Source organism: Bacillus sp. GW823-FHT06A10 (genome assembly GCF_058795375.1).
Genome location: NZ_JBXAHT010000003.1, coordinates 341,655 through 362,767 on the forward strand (window position 1 = coordinate 341,655; position 21,113 = coordinate 362,767).

The 21,113-nt window shown below is 36.5% G+C and carries 21 protein-coding genes; 6 read left to right on the top strand and 15 right to left on the bottom strand.

Translation table 11 applies throughout. The features are described from left to right. Window positions 1-40: 40 nt before the first annotated feature. Complete coding sequence (locus tag AC1Q8M_RS22530; protein WP_001102541.1) at window positions 41-343, top strand: DUF3910 family protein; 303 nt, start codon at window positions 41-43, stop codon at window positions 341-343. 248 nt (window positions 344-591) lie between these two features. On the opposite strand, the gene AC1Q8M_RS22535 is transcribed toward AC1Q8M_RS22530, so the two are convergent. From AC1Q8M_RS22535 to AC1Q8M_RS22545, 3 genes are read right to left on the bottom strand one after another with little or no spacing between them, the layout of a single operon-like run. Beyond that, complete coding sequence (locus AC1Q8M_RS22535) at window positions 592-1,971, bottom strand: zinc ribbon domain-containing protein (RefSeq protein ID WP_098365822.1); 1,380 nt, start codon at window positions 1,969-1,971, stop codon at window positions 592-594. A gap of 12 nt (window positions 1,972-1,983) precedes the next feature. Further along, window positions 1,984-3,534 (bottom strand): zinc ribbon domain-containing protein, encoded by a 1,551-nt coding sequence (locus AC1Q8M_RS22540; protein ID WP_098365823.1) that lies wholly within the window; start codon window positions 3,532-3,534, stop codon window positions 1,984-1,986. 5 nt (window positions 3,535-3,539) lie between these two features. Further along, entirely contained in the window at window positions 3,540-4,031 is a 492-nt protein-coding gene (locus AC1Q8M_RS22545; protein ID WP_001281749.1) for a zinc ribbon domain-containing protein, read from the bottom strand. Between the two features lie 158 nt (window positions 4,032-4,189). On the opposite strand from AC1Q8M_RS22545, the gene AC1Q8M_RS22550 reads away from it, so the two are divergent. Together AC1Q8M_RS22550 and AC1Q8M_RS22555 are read left to right on the top strand one after the other, a co-directional pair. Continuing rightward, window positions 4,190-5,809: an SWIM zinc finger family protein gene (locus tag AC1Q8M_RS22550; RefSeq protein ID WP_000939149.1), complete on the top strand. Its 1,620-nt coding sequence runs from the start codon at window positions 4,190-4,192 to the stop codon at window positions 5,807-5,809. Next, window positions 5,793-8,549 carry a DEAD/DEAH box helicase gene (locus tag AC1Q8M_RS22555; RefSeq protein WP_098400737.1) on the top strand — a complete coding sequence of 919 codons (2,757 nt, stop codon included), beginning with the start codon at window positions 5,793-5,795 and terminating at the stop codon, window positions 8,547-8,549. Before AC1Q8M_RS22550 ends, AC1Q8M_RS22555 begins: the two co-directional genes overlap by 17 nt. Before the next feature lie 72 nt (window positions 8,550-8,621). On the opposite strand, the gene AC1Q8M_RS22560 is transcribed toward AC1Q8M_RS22555, so the two are convergent. Continuing rightward, complete coding sequence (locus AC1Q8M_RS22560) at window positions 8,622-9,107, bottom strand: VanZ family protein (protein WP_001080707.1); 486 nt, start codon at window positions 9,105-9,107, stop codon at window positions 8,622-8,624. Window positions 9,108-9,218: 111 nt separating this feature from the next. On the opposite strand from AC1Q8M_RS22560, the gene AC1Q8M_RS22565 reads away from it, so the two are divergent. Continuing rightward, window positions 9,219-9,443 carry a DUF1659 domain-containing protein gene (locus AC1Q8M_RS22565; protein WP_000963862.1) on the top strand — a complete coding sequence of 75 codons (225 nt, stop codon included), beginning with the start codon at window positions 9,219-9,221 and terminating at the stop codon, window positions 9,441-9,443. A gap of 116 nt (window positions 9,444-9,559) precedes the next feature. Continuing rightward, on the top strand, window positions 9,560-9,775 hold the full coding sequence (locus AC1Q8M_RS22570; RefSeq protein WP_001197593.1) for a DUF2922 domain-containing protein: 216 nt from the start codon (window positions 9,560-9,562) through the stop codon (window positions 9,773-9,775). 21 nt (window positions 9,776-9,796) lie between these two features. On the opposite strand, the gene AC1Q8M_RS22575 is transcribed toward AC1Q8M_RS22570, so the two are convergent. Continuing rightward, window positions 9,797-10,195 carry a DUF4359 domain-containing protein gene (locus AC1Q8M_RS22575; RefSeq protein WP_098855430.1) on the bottom strand — a complete coding sequence of 133 codons (399 nt, stop codon included), beginning with the start codon at window positions 10,193-10,195 and terminating at the stop codon, window positions 9,797-9,799. A gap of 190 nt (window positions 10,196-10,385) precedes the next feature. Between AC1Q8M_RS22575 and AC1Q8M_RS22580 the strand changes: the two genes are divergently transcribed. Beyond that, window positions 10,386-10,862 (top strand): competence protein ComK, encoded by a 477-nt coding sequence (locus AC1Q8M_RS22580; protein ID WP_029443634.1) that lies wholly within the window; start codon window positions 10,386-10,388, stop codon window positions 10,860-10,862. A 54-nt stretch (window positions 10,863-10,916) separates the two neighbouring features. Here AC1Q8M_RS22580 and AC1Q8M_RS22585 read toward each other — a convergent pair whose 3' ends face one another. The 10 genes from AC1Q8M_RS22585 to AC1Q8M_RS22630 all read right to left on the bottom strand — a co-directional run bounded on the left by AC1Q8M_RS22585 (window position 10,917) and on the right by AC1Q8M_RS22630 (window position 21,046). Continuing rightward, on the bottom strand, window positions 10,917-11,387 hold the full coding sequence (locus AC1Q8M_RS22585; RefSeq protein WP_071713997.1) for a sigma-70 family RNA polymerase sigma factor: 471 nt from the start codon (window positions 11,385-11,387) through the stop codon (window positions 10,917-10,919). A gap of 219 nt (window positions 11,388-11,606) precedes the next feature. Then, complete coding sequence (gene yknW / locus AC1Q8M_RS22590) at window positions 11,607-12,275, bottom strand: YknW family membrane protein (protein WP_061660879.1); 669 nt, start codon at window positions 12,273-12,275, stop codon at window positions 11,607-11,609. A 113-nt stretch (window positions 12,276-12,388) separates the two neighbouring features. Beyond that, complete coding sequence (locus tag AC1Q8M_RS22595; RefSeq protein ID WP_053563340.1) at window positions 12,389-13,588, bottom strand: ABC transporter permease; 1,200 nt, start codon at window positions 13,586-13,588, stop codon at window positions 12,389-12,391. Beyond that, complete coding sequence (locus tag AC1Q8M_RS22600) at window positions 13,585-14,265, bottom strand: ABC transporter ATP-binding protein (protein ID WP_000631624.1); 681 nt, start codon at window positions 14,263-14,265, stop codon at window positions 13,585-13,587. The genes AC1Q8M_RS22595 and AC1Q8M_RS22600 overlap by 4 nt, the downstream gene beginning before the upstream one ends. Continuing rightward, on the bottom strand, window positions 14,262-15,455 hold the full coding sequence (locus AC1Q8M_RS22605; RefSeq protein WP_016513244.1) for an efflux RND transporter periplasmic adaptor subunit: 1,194 nt from the start codon (window positions 15,453-15,455) through the stop codon (window positions 14,262-14,264). The genes AC1Q8M_RS22600 and AC1Q8M_RS22605 overlap by 4 nt, the downstream gene beginning before the upstream one ends. 243 nt (window positions 15,456-15,698) lie before the next feature. Further along, window positions 15,699-17,033: an MFS transporter gene (locus tag AC1Q8M_RS22610; protein WP_000477603.1), complete on the bottom strand. Its 1,335-nt coding sequence runs from the start codon at window positions 17,031-17,033 to the stop codon at window positions 15,699-15,701. Window positions 17,034-17,052: 19 nt separating this feature from the next. Further along, window positions 17,053-18,087, bottom strand: a complete 1,035-nt coding sequence (locus AC1Q8M_RS22615; protein ID WP_001225641.1) for an ABC transporter substrate-binding protein — start codon at window positions 18,085-18,087, stop codon at window positions 17,053-17,055. Next, complete coding sequence (locus AC1Q8M_RS22620; RefSeq protein ID WP_000826618.1) at window positions 18,084-18,866, bottom strand: DUF3919 family protein; 783 nt, start codon at window positions 18,864-18,866, stop codon at window positions 18,084-18,086. Before AC1Q8M_RS22620 ends, AC1Q8M_RS22615 begins: the two co-directional genes overlap by 4 nt. Before the next feature lie 66 nt (window positions 18,867-18,932). Continuing rightward, window positions 18,933-20,363 (bottom strand): HAMP domain-containing sensor histidine kinase, encoded by a 1,431-nt coding sequence (locus AC1Q8M_RS22625; protein ID WP_063549099.1) that lies wholly within the window; start codon window positions 20,361-20,363, stop codon window positions 18,933-18,935. Window positions 20,364-20,374: 11 nt separating this feature from the next. Next, window positions 20,375-21,046, bottom strand: a complete 672-nt coding sequence (locus AC1Q8M_RS22630) for a response regulator transcription factor (RefSeq protein ID WP_000699557.1) — start codon at window positions 21,044-21,046, stop codon at window positions 20,375-20,377. Window positions 21,047-21,113 lie beyond the last annotated feature (67 nt).

A 21,113-nucleotide genomic window follows, 5' to 3' on the forward strand; every position in this document is an offset into this window, starting at 1 on the left:
GCTTTTATTTATTTATAATACATATAAGGAGGCTATGCCCATGAATGTACAAGCAAAAGTAGACTGGATTGGTACGCCAAAGCCGTACATATATAAAGATGAAGTAACATATAACGCTACTTCTATTGATTTCTCACTCGCTGGCGATGATAATCGCTATAAGTTAATTGTGCTCAAGTCTGAAAACAATACACATTACAAAATTGTGCAATATGGAATAAAACCAGGCTCTCAAAAACCATTTCCTATCGACATTCCATTTGAACAAAATATGTTGCCAATTATAGAGCAAATATTACATGATTCGTATGTACAAGCGATATTAAAGGAAACGCACTCATAATCGTAAAAAAAGATATCATCTCGCCGGATTTTTCGGCTAAGTGATATCTTTTTTATTTTCCCTTCATGAACAAAATTTAAGAAAAATATATCAACGATTTTTCGAATATATCTATCATAAATCGCAATATATCAACGATTTTTCAATTATATCTATCATAACTTACGATATATCAACGGTTTGACACGAAATATTGATTTAGCTACAAAATAAAGAGGCTGTTCAAATATTGAACAGCCTCTTTCATATTAACGAGTTGGACCAGATACATCTTCTGATTTCAACGTATTATTTGCACCAAGAGAATGATACAGCATCTTTCCATTTCCATTCACAGTTACAATATGTTCGTTATTAAAACTTTTGAACTTCACAGATCCATCACCGTAACGAATATGGTACTCTTCATATGTCGTTACTTTATATTTCGTATCACTTTGACGCTCTACATTACGAACTTCCATCGTTAATAAGTCTTCTGTAATTCCTTTTTTGTGTAAATACTGTATATAATCACGGTCTTCCTTATACGATTTCCCGCTCTTATCATAATTATTTTCAATTAAACTAAAATCATTTAATGAAATTGCACGTACGTTATCATAAATATGATTTTTTACAAAGTCGCCCACTGCTGAATTTGATGTTTCTTTCGGGAATTTTAAGTAATACGTGCTTTGGTCTCCAATTTTAACACTTTCAGATTTCATCACACCAAAATCAGTAGTTTTCTCTAAATGTACTTCTACTGTTTCATCTGTGGATACAGGGCCAAGCTTATAACTTCCATAATTTAATTTTCCACGTTTTTTCCCATTCACAAATACAGTTGCATCACTTTCATCAGAAGAAATGCTTACATACTTGCCTTCAAGCGATAAATCAATTTTCACTTTCTCGCTCTGCTCATCCGCTAAATCTACTTCTTTCTCTGTTTCTAATTCAGTAAGTTCTGTCTTCGCCGTTGCCTTTACAACATATGTACCTGGGAAGTATGGCCCCAACTCTTTCGAATTTTTATCACTAGAAAGCTCTGTTTCTTTTTTGTCATTCACATATATTTCTGCATTCTTTGCAGTTGTACTTACATTCATATAATAAGATTTCATGCTGAACTTATACTTTGGATATAAGAACCACTCTTTTCCCTCTTCTACTATTTCCCCGTCTTTAAATGCAGGTTTATCTTTTGTTAACTTTTGATCTACTGTCTCTTTTTGTAAATAAGACAACAATTGTTTGTTGTAAGAAGGATTCTCTTTTAAATAACGCATGTACACTTTAATATCCTCTGTCTTAATCTTTAAGCTTGAATCATTTGCTTTCACAAACTCATCAATTGCGTTAATATCTTTCTTTTGGAATGCTTCAATCATTACATTTACTTGCTTTTCTTTTGAAAACTTATATGCTCCAAATTTATATGCCCCAAATAATAAAATAACAATAATAGCTAAACCAATGATTAAAAACACATTTTTCTTACTTTTCACTGGTTTTGTCTCGCTTTGTAATTCTGTATATGAAGCAGCAGTGTTATCAACGATTACTTCTACTTTACTCCCACACTCAGGACAAAAGTTCAAATGGTCTGCAACGTTCTTTTTACATGTTCCACAAAACTTCAACGTGCTCTCCTCCTATTTTTTAGCTAATTTCATTCCAGCAAATGCTGCTACATATGTCACAATAAAGCTAAACAAAGTTAAATATACAAATGAATTTTGCATAGATAATACCGTTCCACTTGTTCCAAATAAACCTGTTACCGTTCCTGAAACATTAATTTGGAACTTAGAAATCATATTCATTACAATCATCATAATTGTGTAAGAACCACTACATACCGCTAATGTAATATATATATTGGTAGTCGGTAATTTAGCTAACTTTCTTCCCGCTCTAAACATAAAGAACAATGGAATAATAAGTAGTAATAAACCATAATGGAATACGTTATTCACTCTATCAAATTCTGCAAGGCTTTCCTCATTTGCTCCTTTTGAAATTAATATCTCTCTAAGCTCTACGCCATTTACAGAGACGCCTGATATAAATGAAAATGATAATGTGCTCTCATATGCTTTTGATTTCTTCCCAATTCCAGTAAATTCCTTACTAAGTGCTGGACTTGATACTTCTAACGGTGCAAAATGAGCCATACTCCATAATTGAGGTGTTAACTCTAATGCTAATAATGTACTTTCAGATTTTAAAGTTGTTATTTCTTTTAATGGTTCAATACCGTCTTCCTTACTTACTAATGCCATAATACAAACCGCTACTGCTGTTACTAAAAGTCCTTTTATCATAGCTGAAACACCGTAATAAACAGACGCTCCATATGGCATTAACTCTTGAAATGCTGCTGCCATATTGTTTTTGCTTGTATGAGCGATAAATCCTAATAAGGTAAATAATGTCCCACATACAAAACCACTCAATAAACTCTTAATCGCTGAATAGCCAACCGTAATCTTACCTGCTTCTGAGAATGGAATTGCAAAAGATTGTGATGCTATAAAACTTATAATGAATAAAAAGACGCCATAAATAATACCAACTGTTGATGCCATAAAAATTTGATCTTTAATCGTTTTCGCAACATGCTGCTTCCCTAACCAAATTCCTGTACCAGCGAAAATAATAAATGGAATGATTAATAGTAATGTAAATGGAGTATGCCAAGATAAAGAAAATATCAATCCACTATCGTCGTTAGCTGTAAAACCAAGTAAATGATAACTTAACATCGTAGAAGTTGCACTCGAATAAAAATTCGGCAACATTTCTAATTCTTTCGCAAATTTGCTAAACATCTCACTTAACATAGAAGCAAATAATAAACTACCAATCCAACCAGCAATTAACATGAGAATACTTGCAACAGCCCCACCAATAAAACCTTTTTGTAAAACGGCTTTATCTGCTTTAAATTCAACTTTAGGAGCACCATCCATTGTAGGCAATTTTACAGATTGTTCTTTTTTCTTCGCAACAAATAAAGAATACCCACACTTTTGACAATATAAATTTTTTTGAGCATTTTCATTGCCACAACCTTTGCAGTATTTTGCAGTATCTTTTTCTAATGTTATTGCATCTATAGCTCCTGCAATCTCCATACTACCTTCATTTGGACAATAATTTACTTCTTCACCATGTTGTTTTCCACATGTGCGACAATACATTTAATTCACTCCCCACTTTGCTTAATTCCACAAACTGGACAGTAAGTAGAGTTTTTATCGATATGCTCATTACATGAAATACAATTTACCGTTTCACCTTCATTTTCTACTGCTAACATTGGGTTAGGCTTTCCACACGAACCACAAAACTTATCATTTATTGATAAAGGTCCACCACATTCACATGTAGCTTTTTCACCTTGTTGTTTTTGCAATTCAACAATGCGTTTTCTTGCTTGATAAATAGCTACATCAAATTCTTGAACTGGAGCAATCATTTCTTTTAAGCTCGCTTCATTTACTCCATTTCCTCTTAATTGAACGTACACTTGCTGTCCAACCTCTAATAGAACCTCTGCTTTTTTCTGCATTTGCACTTGCATTCCCTTTTTCAATTGAGCAATTTCTTGTGCAACTTGCAACTTCATTTTCCCTTGTTCTATTCCTTCTTGTAACTTATTCATTCCACTACCTAACTTCGTCTGTAAATCTGACAAATTATTTCTCCTCCTATACGTATATATTCATATATGAAATTAACATTTTATATATTACCATGATTTTCAAGTTATGTAATCCAAATTTCATTTTTTCTGTTTTGAGCATTTTTTGTTTATAATGGTAAAGGAAAGAAATATGTGTACGGAGGAATATTATGCTGCAACACTCAATTACGAAAGATGAAATTATGATGATTGCGAATGAGTTCGTTCAAGGACTAGATCCACAGCAAACAGCTGATCAGGAACATGTCGCTACAGCTCGGCACCTATATCGTAGTGGTGTTGTCTACAATGTTGACTTTGATGGTTATACACTATCAGGAACTGTAGATGCGGAAGGCAACGTATATAGCGTTCATATTCCGATTCGTAACGTCGCTGAAAGTTATTGTGATTGCTTCGCACCAACACAATGTGAGCATATGCTTGCTGTATTACTATCTGCAGCGTCTAGTTTCGGGCAAGTAGGAGATGTATTAACTTTATTTAAAAATAATACGAAACCTTCCCTTCCTCCTATTCGAACTGCAAGACAAGTATTGCAATCATCAGCTTTTGAAGAAACCGATTATAAAAGTTGGCAATCGTATTTTGAAAAAGAATATGAATCATTTAAAAAAGAACAAGCTCGGCTTACTTATAAACAAATGTATTTTCTTATGAGTATCTTTACAGATTTCTATACGAAACTTGAGCGGAAAGCTCCGCGTGTCATTGCGATACATGAATTATTCAGGTTACACGCAGCACTTTACTGCTTTCAAAAGTTATTAGAAGAAATTCAGGCATTCGACGCAAACAAAACGTATTCTTATCACCAACCTGTTAATGTCATTCGCCTATTTGTAGACAAAGTGGAATCCATCGTTCGGGACTTACAATCAGAAGCGATTCCTTCAGAGTCTGAAATAATTTTACAAGAAACAGCTCGTCTCGTTCATGAAGTATTCTTCTCTACCGACACTTATACGCAAGAGCGATTTTTCATTTATCGTCACATATGGAGTGAACTTTTAAACAATAAAGAGAAAATACAAGAAGAAGAAAAACGAATCGATACGAAAATCAATCCACTATCCAAAGCGTTAGCGTCTTCCCATCTTCTCTTTTTGAATGACGAAGATCTACTAGCGATGGACTTACTAAAAAAACAGCCTGCTTCTGTTGTGAGTCTATACTTCTATTGGTTAGAAGAACTATTAAGTGCCATGCAGTGGGATCGTGCGAAAAATTGGCTTTCCTTTACGTATAAACAAGTAAAGAAAACAATCCAAGATCACGAAAATACGATTTTTATAAAAGATGTCGTTCGCCTATTTGTAATCATGTATGAAACATATGCAACACATACAAATGAACAAGCGGGTTTCGAAATGATCTTACAAGAACTATTACCGTATAGTTTCACAAACTATGAACAGTACGTACTCGCGAAAAAACAGTATCGCACATGGGCAGAGCTTCATCTCCTATATGGATTTGAAGCAATTGAACTGTTAAAAGAGCCACTGAAAGATATTGAAAAAGAAGCGCCAGAAGCGGCACTTCCTCTTTACCATCTTGCTGCTGTAGAGGCGATTGAAGAACGAAATCGCAAATCATATAAACGCGCAGTTCGTTACTTAAAGAAATTACGCACATTATATAAACGATTAAAACGCACCGATGAATGGGATGCTTTCATTATTCACATCGCCAATCTCCATTCACGTCTGCGTGCACTACAAGAGGAATTACGGAAAGGAAAATTAATCGATGATCAATCAAACTGAAGTAACAATTAGGCTCCAGCATGTTAGTCAAGGTTGGTTCCTTTGGGGAGAAGATGACAGCGGTACTCCATTATCCGTAACAAGTTGGAAACGAAATGCATTCACATGGCACTCCACTTCTTTCTACGGTACGTTTCTAAAAGAAGCAACCTTCGAAGGAAAACAAGGTGTTATGCTAACAAACGCACAAGCATTTGAATACATTGCAAACAAACCGATGAATTCATTTGCACATATGCAAATAAACGGACCTATTACAGCCCTTACGAAAGATGCAAATGAATTATGGGATGCCTTTACGAGTGGTAACTTCGTACCAGATATGAATCATTGGTCCAAACAACCATCTTGGAAAGTTCAAAATACAGCAATTGAAGATGACACATTAGCATCTCTTTTCTCAGCAGCAGTTAATGAAAGCATATTACAAGATAATCGCTCAAATGACGGCTGGGAAGATGCCAAAAGACTATATGAACATTACGACTTTACGAAAAGACAATTGGAAACAGCACTACATGAAGAAGATTGGCTTCGAAAAATTGGTTATATTGAAGATGATCTTCCGTTTACAATCGGACTAAGACTGCAAGAACCACAAGAAGAATTTGAAATGTGGAAGCTTGAAACAATTGTGACACCAAAGCGTGGGGCGCATCGCATATATGTATATGAAAACATCGATTCCTTACCGAAAAGATGGCACGATTACGAAGAACGGATTACAGAAACACAAGAAGGTTTTAGTAAGCTCATACCGTGGTTAAAAGAAGAAGATACGTTCCGAAACGAGCTCTTTGAAACAGAAGCGTGGAACTTCTTAACAGAAGCAAGCAATGAATTACTTGCAGCCGGCATTACAATTTTACTACCATCATGGTGGCAAAATTTAAAAGCAACAAAACCGAAATTACGTGTCCAGTTGAAGCAAAATACAGCACAAACACAATCGTTCTTCGGTATGAATACGCTCGTTAATTTTGACTGGCGCATTTCGACAAACGGCATTGATTTATCGGAAAGCGAATTTTTCGAACTCGTTGAACAAAACAAACGTCTATTTAATATAAACGGTCAATGGATGCGACTAGATCCAGCCTTTATCGAAGAGGTAAGGAAACTCATGAACCGTGCCGATAAATACGGACTAGAGATGAAAGATGTCCTGCAGCAACATTTATCAAATACGGCTGAAACGGAAATTGTAGAAGATAATAGTCCGTTTACTGATATTGAAATCGAACTAGATGGATATTATGAAGAACTCTTCCAGAAGCTGCTTCATATTGGAGATATTCCAAAAGTAGATGTCCCTACTTCACTAAACGCAACACTTCGTCCGTATCAACAACACGGTATTGAATGGTTATTATATTTACGAAAGCTTGGATTTGGAGCATTGCTAGCTGACGATATGGGACTCGGGAAAAGTATTCAAACAATCTCTTACTTACTATATATAAAAGAAAACAATCTCAAAACAGGCCCTGCATTAATCGTAGCACCGACATCTGTTCTTGGAAATTGGCAAAAAGAATTTGAGCGTTTCGCACCGAATTTACGTGTTCAATTACATTACGGAAGTAATAGAGATAAGGGCAATTCATTTGAAGATTTCCTTCAATCGGCAGATGTTGTATTAACATCTTATGCATTGGCTCAGCTCGATGAGGAAGAACTGACTTCATTATGCTGGGATGCTGTTATTTTGGATGAAGCACAAAATATTAAGAACCCACATACGAAACAGTCGAAAGCAGTACGAAACTTGCAAGCAAATCACAAAATCGCTTTAACTGGTACACCGATGGAAAATCGCCTCGCTGAACTTTGGTCCATTTTTGACTTTATTAATCATGGATATCTCGGAAGCTTAGGGCAATTCCAGCGCCGCTTCGTCACACCGATTGAAAAAGATCGTGATGAAGGAAAAATCCAGCAAGTTCAACGGTTTATCTCACCATTTTTACTGCGACGAACGAAGAAAGATCAAACAGTCGCATTAAATTTACCAGATAAACAAGAACAAAAAGCTTACTGTCCTCTTACTGGTGAACAAGCTTCCTTATATGAACAACTTGTTCAAGATACACTGCAAAATGTCAAAGGATTAAGCGGAATTGAAAGACGCGGCTTTATATTGCTTATGCTGAACAAGCTAAAACAAATTTGTAATCATCCTGCTCTTTATTTAAAAGAAGAAGAGCCACAAAATGTTGTTGAACGCTCCATGAAAACAAAAACGTTAATGGAGCTCATCGAAAATATAAAGGATCAAGATGAAAGTTGCCTCATCTTCACTCAATACATCGGCATGGGGAACATGCTAAAACGTGTGCTAGAAGAAAAATTCGGCCAGCGTGTCCTCTTCTTAAACGGTAGTGTACCGAAAAAAGATCGTGACAAGATGATTGAGGAATTCCAAAATGGAACGTATGACATTTTCATCTTATCTTTAAAAGCTGGCGGAACAGGACTAAACCTAACCGCTGCCAACCATGTCATTCACTACGATCGTTGGTGGAATCCAGCTGTGGAAAATCAAGCAACAGACCGCGCATATCGCATTGGTCAAAAACGATTTGTTCATGTTCACAAACTCATTACAACAGGAACATTAGAAGAAAAAATCGATGAAATGCTAGAGAGAAAACAATCTCTAAACAATGCGGTCATCACAAGCGATAGTTGGATGACTGAACTATCAACAGACGAACTAAAAGAATTACTTGGTGTATAAAGTGAAACTTTAATCAGGCCAGTTACGGGAAATTTTACTACCCGCAAAAAAAGCGCTAATCTCGAAATGAGATTAGCGCTTTTTTCTATTCCAAAACCAATTACTTATTATAATCCCCGTTAACCCGCCGCATGTATCAAGCAATGAATCTTGCCACATTGGTGTACGGTCCCCCGTATACCATTGGTGGATTTCATCAAATGTTGCATAACCTGCAACGAAAAGAAGGGCATATATAAAACATCTTTTCCTCGAATGACCTGATCGATGAAAAGCGTAATAAATCAATGAACCTAGCATAAAGAACACCATAAAATGAGCACCTTTACGAAGGAAAAACTCAATAAATCCGCCTACACCTTTATTCGCAATACTAACAGGGGTTCCTCCACCATAATCGATAGATACCCATGAAAAATGTTCTTTCACAAATTCAACATTTACATATTGTTCAATATCTGAACGCATATCCTGCTTTTTATATGGTTGTGCCGAAGAATAGAAAATCAGCCCCATCCATAGTAATACAGGAATCCAAAATAACCATTTACGATTCATTATCCAGAATTCTCCTCTCTTAATCTTTTAAGGGTACCAAAAAAAAGAAAAAATTTCACGCCAAAACATGACATTTGTACCCTATTTATAAAGTGAAAGGAGGTGATATACATGGCAATTGAAACAATCGTAATGGATTTAACTTTACGTCTTGTCTTAAACAACGGATTAGATAAGAACGGCAAAACAGTTTTCAAGAGCAAACAATTTAAACGTGTTAAAACAAATGCGAGCTTAGATCAAGTACACAACGTAGCTCATGCTCTCGCTTCCTTACAAGCATCACCACTTCACTCTGTGCAACTTGTAAGCACATCAGATCTTTCTAAACTATAAAGTAAAACTCGGATCAGTGGGGATTTTATTCATCCCCGCTGATTATTAGCCCGCAATTTAACCGTCAGACCCAACCCCCGTAAATAGCGGGATAAATACAAAGGAGGGAATAACACATGCAAGTACTAGAGTTAATTTTCGCGAAAGAAGATGGAAAAACAGTCGTTTTTTCTATCGATACGCCTATCACACCAATCGATGCACAAGTCGTAAATCAAGTAATGGATACAATCCTTGCCTCATCTGTATTTTCATCCATTGATGAAAATACAAGAAAAAAGGGAGCTCGCCTTGTAGAAAAAAATGTATCTGAAGTTCCAATTACTCTATAAAATGAAAAAGACGAATCTGCATCATTTTGCAGATTCGTCTTTTTTCTTCGGCATTTCAATCGGGATAAAAATCTTTGAAAAACCGACGCATACATACTTATAATGTTCTTCCCCTATATCAAACTCAGTCGTATATGTTGAGAAGAATATATAATCATTTTGCTTCGTATAATGATCGATTAATAACCCAACTTGTGGCTCAACATACTTTTTCGCTAACTTTTTACCGGCCGATGCCAAGTCGCCAAGGAGACCCTCTTCATTCTCTTTTTGAACTTCATCTAGCTTCTTACTCACATCATTACGCTTCATAAACTGCTTCGCTGCCCATTCTGTATATTCGCCCTTACTCGGATTACTGTTTGCTAAATATACTAGGAGAACGACAACTAAAGCCATAATAATATACTTTTTCTTCATACTATATCACCGCCTACTCTTTTCTATTTTCATATATATGTACAAGCGATGCAAATTAGAAAGACTATCACCTATTGATTGTAAACGAATAGCCAAAATTTACAATATGAAATAGAATATTAACAATTAATTTACTTAATTTATATATAATTATATTCAGAATAAGAATTATAAGGGAGGATATAGAATTATGGATAATGAAAACAACATTTTTATTTCTAGTTCTACAATGATGCTTGAACCATGTAAACACCCTTATTACCGTACAAAAATCATCGACAGTAGCGGAAACCATCTTTACTCCTGTCAGACCGCTCTCCAACTTATACAGAAATCTTGTCTAACAAATATTCATTCTACTTATCAAGGGAGACGTAATGCCGTAAAAACAAAATTTAAATTTAAACAAAACGTCCCAATTCCGATCAACCATAGAGAATATATTTGTGCTTTCCCAACAGAATCTCCTGCTTCTCCAAATTGTATTTGGCTTTTCTTCAAACATGTTCATACAATAGAGTTTTTCCAAAAAGCTAAACAAGCTAAAATTCATTTTTCAAACGGAGCTACCGTAACGATACAAATTAGTTCCCATAAGTTAAGTCAGCAATTATGGAAAGCTGGATATGTATTATCCCAAATGAACATGCAAGATTCATCACCTTAATAACAAATAGAATGGAAGGTAGTATTTCCTTACCTTCCATTCTATTTGCTATTTTTATCCTCTTACACTATCTCGCATTTTCTCGAGTGCTTGCCGATACATCCATCTTACTTGATAATATGTCATTTCCGTCTCTAAAGCGATTTCTCCCATCGTCTTTCCTACAAAAAAACGTTCAAAAATAATATACTTCTCCTTCTCATCTAACACACTCATAAAATCCTTCACTCTTATTTCAACATCTTCAAAATGAAAAATATCCTCATACTCACCTACACATACACATCTTTCTTGTACAGTAGATTCTTTCTTCAATCTTTCTAATATATAACCACGCACCGTTACAAGTGCATATGCAGGGAAACACCCCTTCTCCGCATCAAATCTTTCATATGCATGCCAAAGACCAATTAAACCACATTGATAATACTCTTCATAATCTTGGCGAATACCTAATTTCTTTATTTGATTTACAATCATCCCTTCATACAAAACAACTGCCTCTGTAAAAGTCGCTGGCTTCACACAGTACCCGTTTCTAAAAGGTATACCTTTCTAGTATTCCGCGGTACCTTCACAATATAAAAATAAAGAAAAGATTTCACTGTGAGTAATTTCAAATACTACCGACGGAATTTGAAATTACACTATGTAGTATTTGAAATTTTGTTGGTGGTATTTGAAATAAGGGTAAAAATAAAAAAGGTGACTCTCTTGAAGAGTCACCCTTTCTATTTTATTTCCTTATTGGAACATACCTTGTAAAGCTCCCATTCCAAGAGTTAAAACAAAGAAAACAATAGTAATAATTGTTGCCTGCTTTTTAGTTAAACCTGCTGTAATTTGAAGACCTAGCCATGTAACTGCATATCCCCAGATTGTAAACACTTCAAATTTACTTACAATACCTTTTACAACACCACTACTTGAGGCGAAAATCGGTTCTAGGCCAGTGTACATTTCTTGACCCGTTCCACCTAAAATATATGCTAAAATCGTATTTATTAATAAACCAAGTAATGAAATAACACTTGAATATACAGTAATCGCTAATAATTTTTTATAAGAAGTATCATTGCTTATAAACACCATTAACACTTTATACACCACGGCACTAAGTAGAAAGACAAATGCCATACTAATAGCAATTACCCCAAATCCCATACCGTATGTCATTGCAGCTGAAACAGTAACACCTAATTCCTTATTAAGGTTAATTGCCTCAGGTGTTAGAGAATATACATAAGCAGCAAATCCCCCAACAAGCCCAGCTATTAAAACAAGTAGCCAAAATGCACCCCAAACTGCATTACTCGTCTTCATTCTCTCAAACTGCTCACCTGGAGAAGTAATCATTCCAAATAATGATGGCTTTTTTGAAACTACATCTTGCGTATTAATATTCGCTTCCATTATAACGCCTCCTTCTATTTATATAACCCGTTCTAACGGGCGGTTCACTTCCTCATGCAGAGGCTACGAACCGCCCACTAGAACGGTAATGTGTAGTTCTACCACACTATTAATTATTCATAACGCAATGCTTCAATTGGATCTAATTTCGCAGCTTTGTTCGCTGGAATTAATCCGAAAATAATACCAAGTGTCATCGAGAACAGTACGCCTCCAACGACAACTTCCCATGAAACGAGTGGTGGCCATTTTGCGAATGTAGAAACGATATATGCTCCGCCATACCCAAGACCAATTCCGATTAAACCACCTAGAAGTGTTAACATAACTGCTTCAATTAAAAACTGTAATAAAATTTTACTACGCGTTGCTCCAAGTGCTTTACGTACACCAATTTCACGCGTACGCTCCGTTACAGATACAAGCATGATGTTCATAACACCAATTCCACCAACGACTAATGAAATACCAGCGATACCACCGATGATCATTGTCATAATACCGGTCATCTTCGAAATACCTTCTTGAATTTCTTTTAAATTCATAACTTCATATTTACCAGTTGCATCAGTCGGTTTACGACTATTTAAAACATCTGCAGCTTTTTTACCTGCTTTTTCTAGATTATCTACATTTTTTGCTTGAACAGAGATATTTTGAATTTCATCTTTCCCATACAGTGTCGGCCATAATGAAATTGGAACTAGTGCTTCTGATGGTCCCATTCCCATAAACTCATTATCTGATTTGTAGACACCGATAATTTGCATCGGTTGACCTTTCATTTCAATAATTTTACCGACTGGATTGGCATCCTTAAACACCTTTTCTTCCATTTGTTTACTAATCATGACAACGTTATTACCTTGATCCACATCTGATTCTTGTAAAGAACGTCCCTTTAACAACTTTACTTTATTTACTGCAAAGTACTCACTATCTAATCCAGTAATACTCACCATTTCTTTTTTATCTTCAATATCAAGTGGTTCCATGGTTGAATTTGTTGTTACCACATGTGCGATTTCTGGAATTTTTTTAATTTCAAAAATGTCTTCTTCAGTTATCTTCGGTGCTTCTACCATTCCCATACCGAAAGGATCGTTTATATCTGCACTATAATGAATCGGAACCGTTTGATTACCTGCCCCAACAAACTGCGATTTCAATGCAGCTTCCCCGCCTTGCCCAATTGCAACGACAGTAATAATCGAACCTACCCCGATAATAATACCGAGCATCGTAAGAGCTGAACGTAGTTTATGAGCTAAAATAGAAGATAGGGCAATTTTTATACTATCTAGTAAACTCATACCGCACACCTTCTATCTTCTGTAACTTTCCCGTCTCGTAGTACAATGCGGCGGGAAGAATACGCTGCTACTTCCTCTTCATGCGTAACCATAACAATCGTCGTACCTTCTGCATTAAGCTTCGTGAAAATATCCATAACTTGCTCACCAGACTTCGTATCAAGTGCACCAGTCGGTTCATCAGCCATAATGAACGTTGGATTATTTGCAATCGCTCTTGCAATCGCTACACGCTGCTTCTGTCCACCGGATAACTCATTTGGTAAATGATGCACGCGATCCGCCAATCCAACTTTACCTAACGCCTCCAAAGCACGCTTGCGACGCTCCGCTTTCTTCACGCCACCGTATACGAGCGGAAGCTCAACATTTTCCACTGCGGAAAGACGAGGTAGTAAATTAAAATGCTGGAATACAAAGCCAATATATTCATTACGAATTAAAGCAAGCTTTGACTCGTCTGCTGTTAAGATATTCACGTCATTCAGCATATATTCGCCTTCTGTTGGACGATCTAAACAACCGATAATGTTCATAAGCGTTGACTTACCAGAACCAGACGGTCCCATAATCGAAACGAACTCACCGCTCTGAATCGTTAAACTAATGCCATGCAAAATCGGCACCGCCAATTTTCCTTGATAATACGTTTTAGCAATATTATTTAACGTAATCATTTCTCTTTCACTTCCATTCCGTCATACACATCGTCGGAAGGATTTTTAACCACCTTTTGCCCCACTGTTACGCCTTCTACAACCTCTGTCCAGTCTCCATCAGTAGAACCTTTTTTCACATTTTGTTTACGAAGCTTCCCTTTATCCTCAACATAAACAAATGCATCATCACCTTTTTCTACAATGCTTTTACTTGGAACAGCAATCATCGTCTTATTCTCTAAGTTTACTTGCAGGGAAACATGATAACCTGGAGATAAACCGTCTTGACTATCAAGGCTAGCTTTATATGTATATTGGGACATATTTTGAGTTGCTTCACCCATGCCGCCAGCTTGCGCCATCTCTGCACTTGTTGGGAATTCGCTTACCTCTGTAATCTTACCAGTCCACTTCTTCTTATTATTTGCTTTTGCTGTTACAGTGAATGTTTGATCCTTTTGAATTTGTGACTTCTGAAGCTCAGTTAACGTACCTTGAACTTGGAATGGATCTTTAGAAGCTACTTGTAAAAACGATTTTCCTTGACCACCTAACGCTTGAGATGAACTTTGTGCCGCATCTTTATCTAACTTTTGAACAACACCAGCGAAATTACTATAGATCGTAAGCTCTTTCTGCTTCTTACTTAACTCTTCTTTCTGCAACTTTCCTTTTTCTTTCTCAAGGTCAGTTGTCTTTTGAGCTATCTCTAACTCGTTTACTTGCTCTTCCATCGGATCTGTTACTTCTTTTCCAGCTCCGCTATCTTTTGCCTTCTTAATTTCTTTCTTGAGCGAATCAATCTTTTTCTTTCCTTGATCATAACGCATATCCGCCATCTTCTGATCAAGCTCAGCTTGCTTCATTTGAAGGTTAATCTCTTCATTGTCATAAGAGAATAACTTCGTACCTTTTTCTACCTCTTGCCCTTCTTTTACCTCAATATCTTTCACTTTTCCTTTGGCCGGATCTGCATAGAAGCTTTCGATATTACCAGGCTTCACCTGACCAGAAATTAACTTTGTATTATTCAGCTTACGCTCTGTCACTTTCTCAAAACTTACAGCATCAGCATTTGTTGATGCACCCTTCTTCTTACCTTGCATAACAAAAATATTAATTGCCGCTACAATAACAATTAGTGCAATAACCCCAATAATAATCCATTTCTTCTTCTTGTTTGGAGTACGAACCGTATTTGGTAACATATTCTCTCTCCCTTTATAAATTAATAGTTTAATAAATAACATAATTGTATAAAACTTTCTGAAAATAAACTGTATATTATTACAATCTTTTTACAAAGTTTTACACATCCATTTATATTGTAACAAAAATTCCAATGATTAGAAATATGACATTATATCTTTTAAGATAGATTTAAGGAAAGATTATATTATATAGAAAAAGCCATCCAAAATAATAATTGGATAGCTTTTTCAAATAAAATATTACGCTACTTTAGGATCTTTTCTCTCATGTCCACGTTGAACAATAAATAAGAAGATTGTTGATAAAACCGCACCTGTTAATAGTAAGATGAAACAACCATCCCAGCCAGAACGATCAACAATAACACCAATTGCTGCGTTAGCTACAAGACTTCCGCCTACATAACCGAATAGACCACACATACCAACTGTCGTACCTACTGCAAATTTCGGTACTAATTCCATCGCACTTAAACCGATTAAGAACTGTGGTACATAAATTAAACAACCGATAATAGAAACTGCAATACTTACAACAAGTACGCTAGTTGCTTGCCAATATATAAACGTACCAATAACAACTCCAACCATACTAATAATACATAATGGCATACGTTTTCCTTTAAATAATTTATCACTTAAAAAACCAACGATTAATGAACTTGGAATTGCCATACCTTCAAAGATTGCATATGCCGCATGCGCTTCTGCTTTTGAAAATCCTTTAACTGTCGTTAAATAAAGTGGAACCCAGTTAATAACACCGAAACGAATTAAGTAAACAAATGCATTTGCAATACATAAGAACCATACAAATTTATTTTTCACTACATACTTCATTAAAATTTCTTTTGGTGACATCTTGTTAGCATTATCTGCTTTTTCAAGATTTTCATAGTCATTACGATACTCATCAATTGGAGGAAGACCTTCAGATTCTGGTGTATCCTTCGCATTAATCCAAACAAGAACTGAAATTACCATTGCGATAATTGCAGGGAAAATAAACACGCCGCCTTGCCAATGGTTTTCACCAAAAATACCTACACCAATTCCGACAAGTGGTGGCACAAGCATTCCACCAACGTTATGTGAAATATTCCAAAGACCTGTTTTCGTACCGCGTTCTTTCTTCGAGAACCATTTTGTCATAACAATACTACAAGGTGGTGCTCCCATACCTTGTACAATACCGTTAACAACAAGTAATGTAACAATCATCCCAAATGATGATGCAAAGCCGAAACAAATATTTACAAGCCCTGATAAGAATAAACCGACTGCGATAAAGCGCTGGGCGAAAGCTTTATCTGATAAATTACCCATAAAGAACTTACTAAATCCATAAACAATTGCCATTACTGAACCTAGTAGACCAATTTCAGCTGTACTAAAACCATATTCTTGTACTAAATACGTACTTGATAACGTAAAGTTACTACGAACTAAATAATAAGCAGCATATCCAACTGAAATCCCGATTAACACACGAATACGTAGTAATCGATATACACGGTCGATCATATCCGCTGGCAATCTTTCAATTGCAGGTGCTGGCTTGAGCCATTTAAACATATATTTTCGTCTCCTTTTCTCACTTCAGAGAGAGACGCTGTCTATTCCATATCTCGATTATTCCGCTATTTGATATATTTTGATTCGTCCTTCTAACCGGCTGTCCTTCTATTTCTTTCTCATTCTTCGCAAACATCGTTGGTACGCCAAACGACACTTTTTCTAAAATGTGACCCGCTTCTTCTGATAAACAATAATCAATAAATAAATCCGCAATAATACCACTCGGTGCACGTTTTAGTTTAGAAATCGCATTAACGGATAACCCTGTTTGCTCAGGTTCGTTACTTAAAATCGGAAAGCCTTGTTTTTGAAGCATTCTCTGATCTCCCATAAAGTTGATGCCTATCATATATTCACCACTCGCAACAAGTTCTGCTGGGATGTAACCATTCACTGTTACTTCTCCCACTTGTTCTGCCAGATTCTTCACATATTCCTTCGCTTCCTCTTCACCTAATGTATCAATAAGTGATTGGAAAAACGTATATGCTGTACCTGAAACATTTGGATCGGGCATGACAATCTTTCCCTTATATACTGGATTCAATAAATCTTTCCATCTTAACGGATACGAGAGACCGAGCGGCGCTATTTCCTCGTTCCACCGCTCTTTATTAATCGCAATTGCCAGCTTCTCCACTTCATAACCGTACCAATAACCATCTTTATCTTTAACGGTTTTCGAAATACGATTTGCATGTTGGCTTATCACAGGAATAGAAAGATTTTTTTGCTTCATCATTTGATGCGCATCTACTGTACCGCCAATAATAATATCCGCCTTCGGATTTCCAGCTTCTTCTTCCACTCTACGAAGAAGTTCTTCTGTTGAAAGACGAATAAATTCATACGTACATCCGCGCGGTTTACAAAATGATGAAAGTAACGCTTCACCAACTTCCTCACGAGCCGCTACATACGCAACAATATGACGATCATCCAAAATAGGGAGACCATTTTTACTATATTTAATAGAGGTTGTATCTCGAGAGCAACTAGACATCGCTCCTCCAATTACTAGCAAAAAGAAGAAAAAGGCTATCTTTCTCATGACGCATTCTCCTTTACGAATAACTCTGCTAGAGAGCCTTTCATATACATGACATTTCCGTTATTATCACCGAGATATTGCACAACAAAGTACGATGGATACACAGAAATCGTAAGAATATCTTCACGATCATTTTTTACACGCTTACCTGTTTTATAAGCTGTAATATAAGCAATCGGTTCATTCTGCGATTGTAATAACTTCTGAATTTCTCCGTAATCTGTAATTTGCTTTGCGTATCGAATAGAATCAAGTATGTGCGTAAGATTGATAGTACGTACCACATCGCCTTGACGTACTACGACGTCCTTTGCTGAAGCAAAGAAATCACTAATACGCTCTGGCGTGTAATACAGGCTTAATAAATACGTTTGAAGTGCTGAAATCATCGGATCCATGCCATTCTTTCCGTATACATTTTCCCCATACTGGAACAAGTCACCTACTGCAAAAGTACGCTTATGTCCATTCAAGTACGTTACTTCTCCAGTAAATACTTGTTCTTGGCTCTTAACGCCCTCAGGCTCTATTCGAATTCGGTCAAAGAATGAAACAATCGTATGCAAACGAACTTCATCCGTTACAACAATTTCTCCCCACTTTTCATGTCTTACTTTCACTTCAATTGGAAGAGATTCATTCACCCTTTGTAAAACGGCTTGTTTATCATTTACAATGTTAATTCGATTATAGATTTGCTTCTCCATAACATAAAACAAAACAAGAGAAACAATCATACAAATGACAAACATAAGAATTTGAAATGATAGCCTTTTCATTTCTGCCTACCTCCAAGATAAAAAAACGTTGTTTCGAAAATACCGCATAATTGTTTCATAAATGTATCATTTAACCGCTTTCAAGTTTTTTATGTCTTCCATCCTTCTCGGAAGCAAAAATGTAATGAATATTGTAGTACCTATTTCTTCACTACTCTCAATCCGCATGCTTCCGCCCTGCTTATTCATAATCTCCTGACAAATATACAAACCATAACCATTCCCGTAACTAGAAGGAAGTGCCTTTCCTTTCGGAGACTCATTCCACTCTGCAAGCACCACTTCATCTATACCGATCCCATCATCATGAACAAAAACCTTCGCCTCCTGCTCATTTACAATTACATTCATACGAATGTGCGAAGCATCACTGTACTTAATTGCATTATCAAGCACATTTAAGAAAATTTGCTTCGTCTTATCAAAATCTGCAACAACATGTACATCTGTTAACTCATTTATCACTTCAATTTCAAACTGATTTAGACGAGGTTTCACAATTGAAACTGCTTCTTCTGCCAATTCCTTTATATTCACAACTGTAGGTGACACTTCAAACGTACTCGTCCCATATTTCGAAGACTTCAGCAGTTCCTCTACAAGTGATAATAAACGCTCACTTTCCACCGCCACATAACGAAGACTTTCCTGTACATCTTCTTTCGATTGTAACTTCGGAATTAAATCAACATAACCGATAATTGCCGTTAGCGGTGTTTTTAGCTCATGCGTAATGCGGTCTAGGAAATCTTTCTGCTTCTCTTTCTCCTCCTGCAATTGCTTAATATGCAGTTCAATTCCATCGGCCATCGCGTTAAAAGATGCGGAAAGCTGAGCGATTTCCACGTACTCATTTAACTCAATCTTACTCTTATAATCACCATTCGCGAGCCGCTGTGCCATTTGTCTCAACTGATCAATTGGTTTATGAAGAGACTTCGCCAAACGAATCGCAAAGAAAATACCGGTAGCTACTAGGCAAAGAGAGGTCATTAAGAAAGTCCAGCTCACATTTGTTAAAACTTCCTTCTCACCCGTTAACTCATTTATAAAACGAATACTTCCAATGACATCGTTTCCATAATAAACCGGGCTTGAAAACAAAAGAATGGGAGCGGGATCCGCCTCCTCAAAAACATAAGACTTCTTTCCCTTCAAGGAACTCTCAATGTCGATGTTACGGTGAAGCAATGCTCCTTTTTGTGTATCTGCAACAACATCGCCATTCTTCCCGATCATCTGTACACGGACATCCATACGCTTCGCTAAATACGACGCAATTAAAAGTGAATTCGGACCAAGCGTATCCACTTCTGCTTCCTTCTCTAAATAATTCATCGTGTAAATTTGTGCTTCTACACTTAACTTTTCTAAAGAATCTGCTGCGTTATGATACATATTCTTTTCTAACGTAATATAAACAACTGCATATAAAAGAACAAAAATCGGAATTAACAGCCCAACTATTCCAAACACCATATTTCGCTTTAAAGACATACCATCACCACTTAACAATCCAGTTTATAGCCAACGCCATAAATTGTCTTAATATATTCTCCGCTCGTCCCAAGCTTCTTTCGAAGTCTCTGCACCATAATATCAACTGCTCTCGTATTTCCGATATACTCAAACCCCCATACTTTCTCAAGCAACTCATCCCTCATAAACACACGCTGCGGATTTGAAACAAACAACTGACATAAATTAAACTCTCGGTACGTTAACTGAATCTCTTGTCCACTCACATGTACCTTTCTTTCCTTAGGACAAATCACTATCTCTCCAGCCTCAATTACTTCATGACTTACAGCTACCTCCGTCTTCTTTACACGCCGCGCCATATTCTTAACCCGAAGAATAAGCTCCGCATAATTAAACGGCTTCGTCACATAATCATCAGCACCAAGCTGCAATCCAAGCAACTTATCATTCATCTGACTTTTTGCCGTTAACATAAGCACCGGAATATCCCTATCCCTCTCACGGAACAAACGAAGCAACTCATACCCATCCGTATCCGGAAGCATAACGTCCAAAATCAATACATCCGGCCCTTCATTCCATCGCTCTAAAGCTTCTCTCCCATCAGCCGCTGCCAATACTTCATAACCTTCCATCTCCAACTGCATCCGAATCAAATTACGAATACTCGATTCATCATCAACCACAAGTATTTTCATTATTTTCCTCCTTCCATCATGTATTATAGTACAGTTTAGTATAGCAAAAATCGTACAAAAAAAGAGA

Coding starts and splice junctions, on each gene's coding strand:
- yknW (WP_061660879.1), bottom strand. CDS start 12,275: ATGGAAGCGAATATTAATACGCAAGATGTAGTTTCAAAAAAGCCATCA.
- AC1Q8M_RS22605 (WP_016513244.1), bottom strand. CDS start 15,455: ATGTTACCAAATACGGTTCGTACTCCAAACAAGAAGAAGAAATGGATT.
- AC1Q8M_RS22600 (WP_000631624.1), bottom strand. CDS start 14,265: ATGATTACGTTAAATAATATTGCTAAAACGTATTATCAAGGAAAATTG.
- AC1Q8M_RS22620 (WP_000826618.1), bottom strand. CDS start 18,866: ATGAAAAGGCTATCATTTCAAATTCTTATGTTTGTCATTTGTATGATT.
- AC1Q8M_RS22630 (WP_000699557.1), bottom strand. CDS start 21,046: ATGAAAATACTTGTGGTTGATGATGAATCGAGTATTCGTAATTTGATT.
- AC1Q8M_RS22540 (WP_098365823.1), bottom strand. CDS start 3,534: ATGTATTGTCGCACATGTGGAAAACAACATGGTGAAGAAGTAAATTAT.
- AC1Q8M_RS22575 (WP_098855430.1), bottom strand. CDS start 10,195: ATGAAGAAAAAGTATATTATTATGGCTTTAGTTGTCGTTCTCCTAGTA.
- AC1Q8M_RS22595 (WP_053563340.1), bottom strand. CDS start 13,588: ATGAGTTTACTAGATAGTATAAAAATTGCCCTATCTTCTATTTTAGCT.
- AC1Q8M_RS22530 (WP_001102541.1), top strand. CDS start 41: ATGAATGTACAAGCAAAAGTAGACTGGATTGGTACGCCAAAGCCGTAC.
- AC1Q8M_RS22625 (WP_063549099.1), bottom strand. CDS start 20,363: ATGTCTTTAAAGCGAAATATGGTGTTTGGAATAGTTGGGCTGTTAATT.
- AC1Q8M_RS22580 (WP_029443634.1), top strand. CDS start 10,386: ATGGATAATGAAAACAACATTTTTATTTCTAGTTCTACAATGATGCTT.
- AC1Q8M_RS22560 (WP_001080707.1), bottom strand. CDS start 9,107: ATGAATCGTAAATGGTTATTTTGGATTCCTGTATTACTATGGATGGGG.
- AC1Q8M_RS22610 (WP_000477603.1), bottom strand. CDS start 17,033: ATGTTTAAATGGCTCAAGCCAGCACCTGCAATTGAAAGATTGCCAGCG.
- AC1Q8M_RS22565 (WP_000963862.1), top strand. CDS start 9,219: ATGGCAATTGAAACAATCGTAATGGATTTAACTTTACGTCTTGTCTTA.
- AC1Q8M_RS22550 (WP_000939149.1), top strand. CDS start 4,190: ATGCTGCAACACTCAATTACGAAAGATGAAATTATGATGATTGCGAAT.
- AC1Q8M_RS22615 (WP_001225641.1), bottom strand. CDS start 18,087: ATGAGAAAGATAGCCTTTTTCTTCTTTTTGCTAGTAATTGGAGGAGCG.
- AC1Q8M_RS22570 (WP_001197593.1), top strand. CDS start 9,560: ATGCAAGTACTAGAGTTAATTTTCGCGAAAGAAGATGGAAAAACAGTC.
- AC1Q8M_RS22555 (WP_098400737.1), top strand. CDS start 5,793: ATGATCAATCAAACTGAAGTAACAATTAGGCTCCAGCATGTTAGTCAA.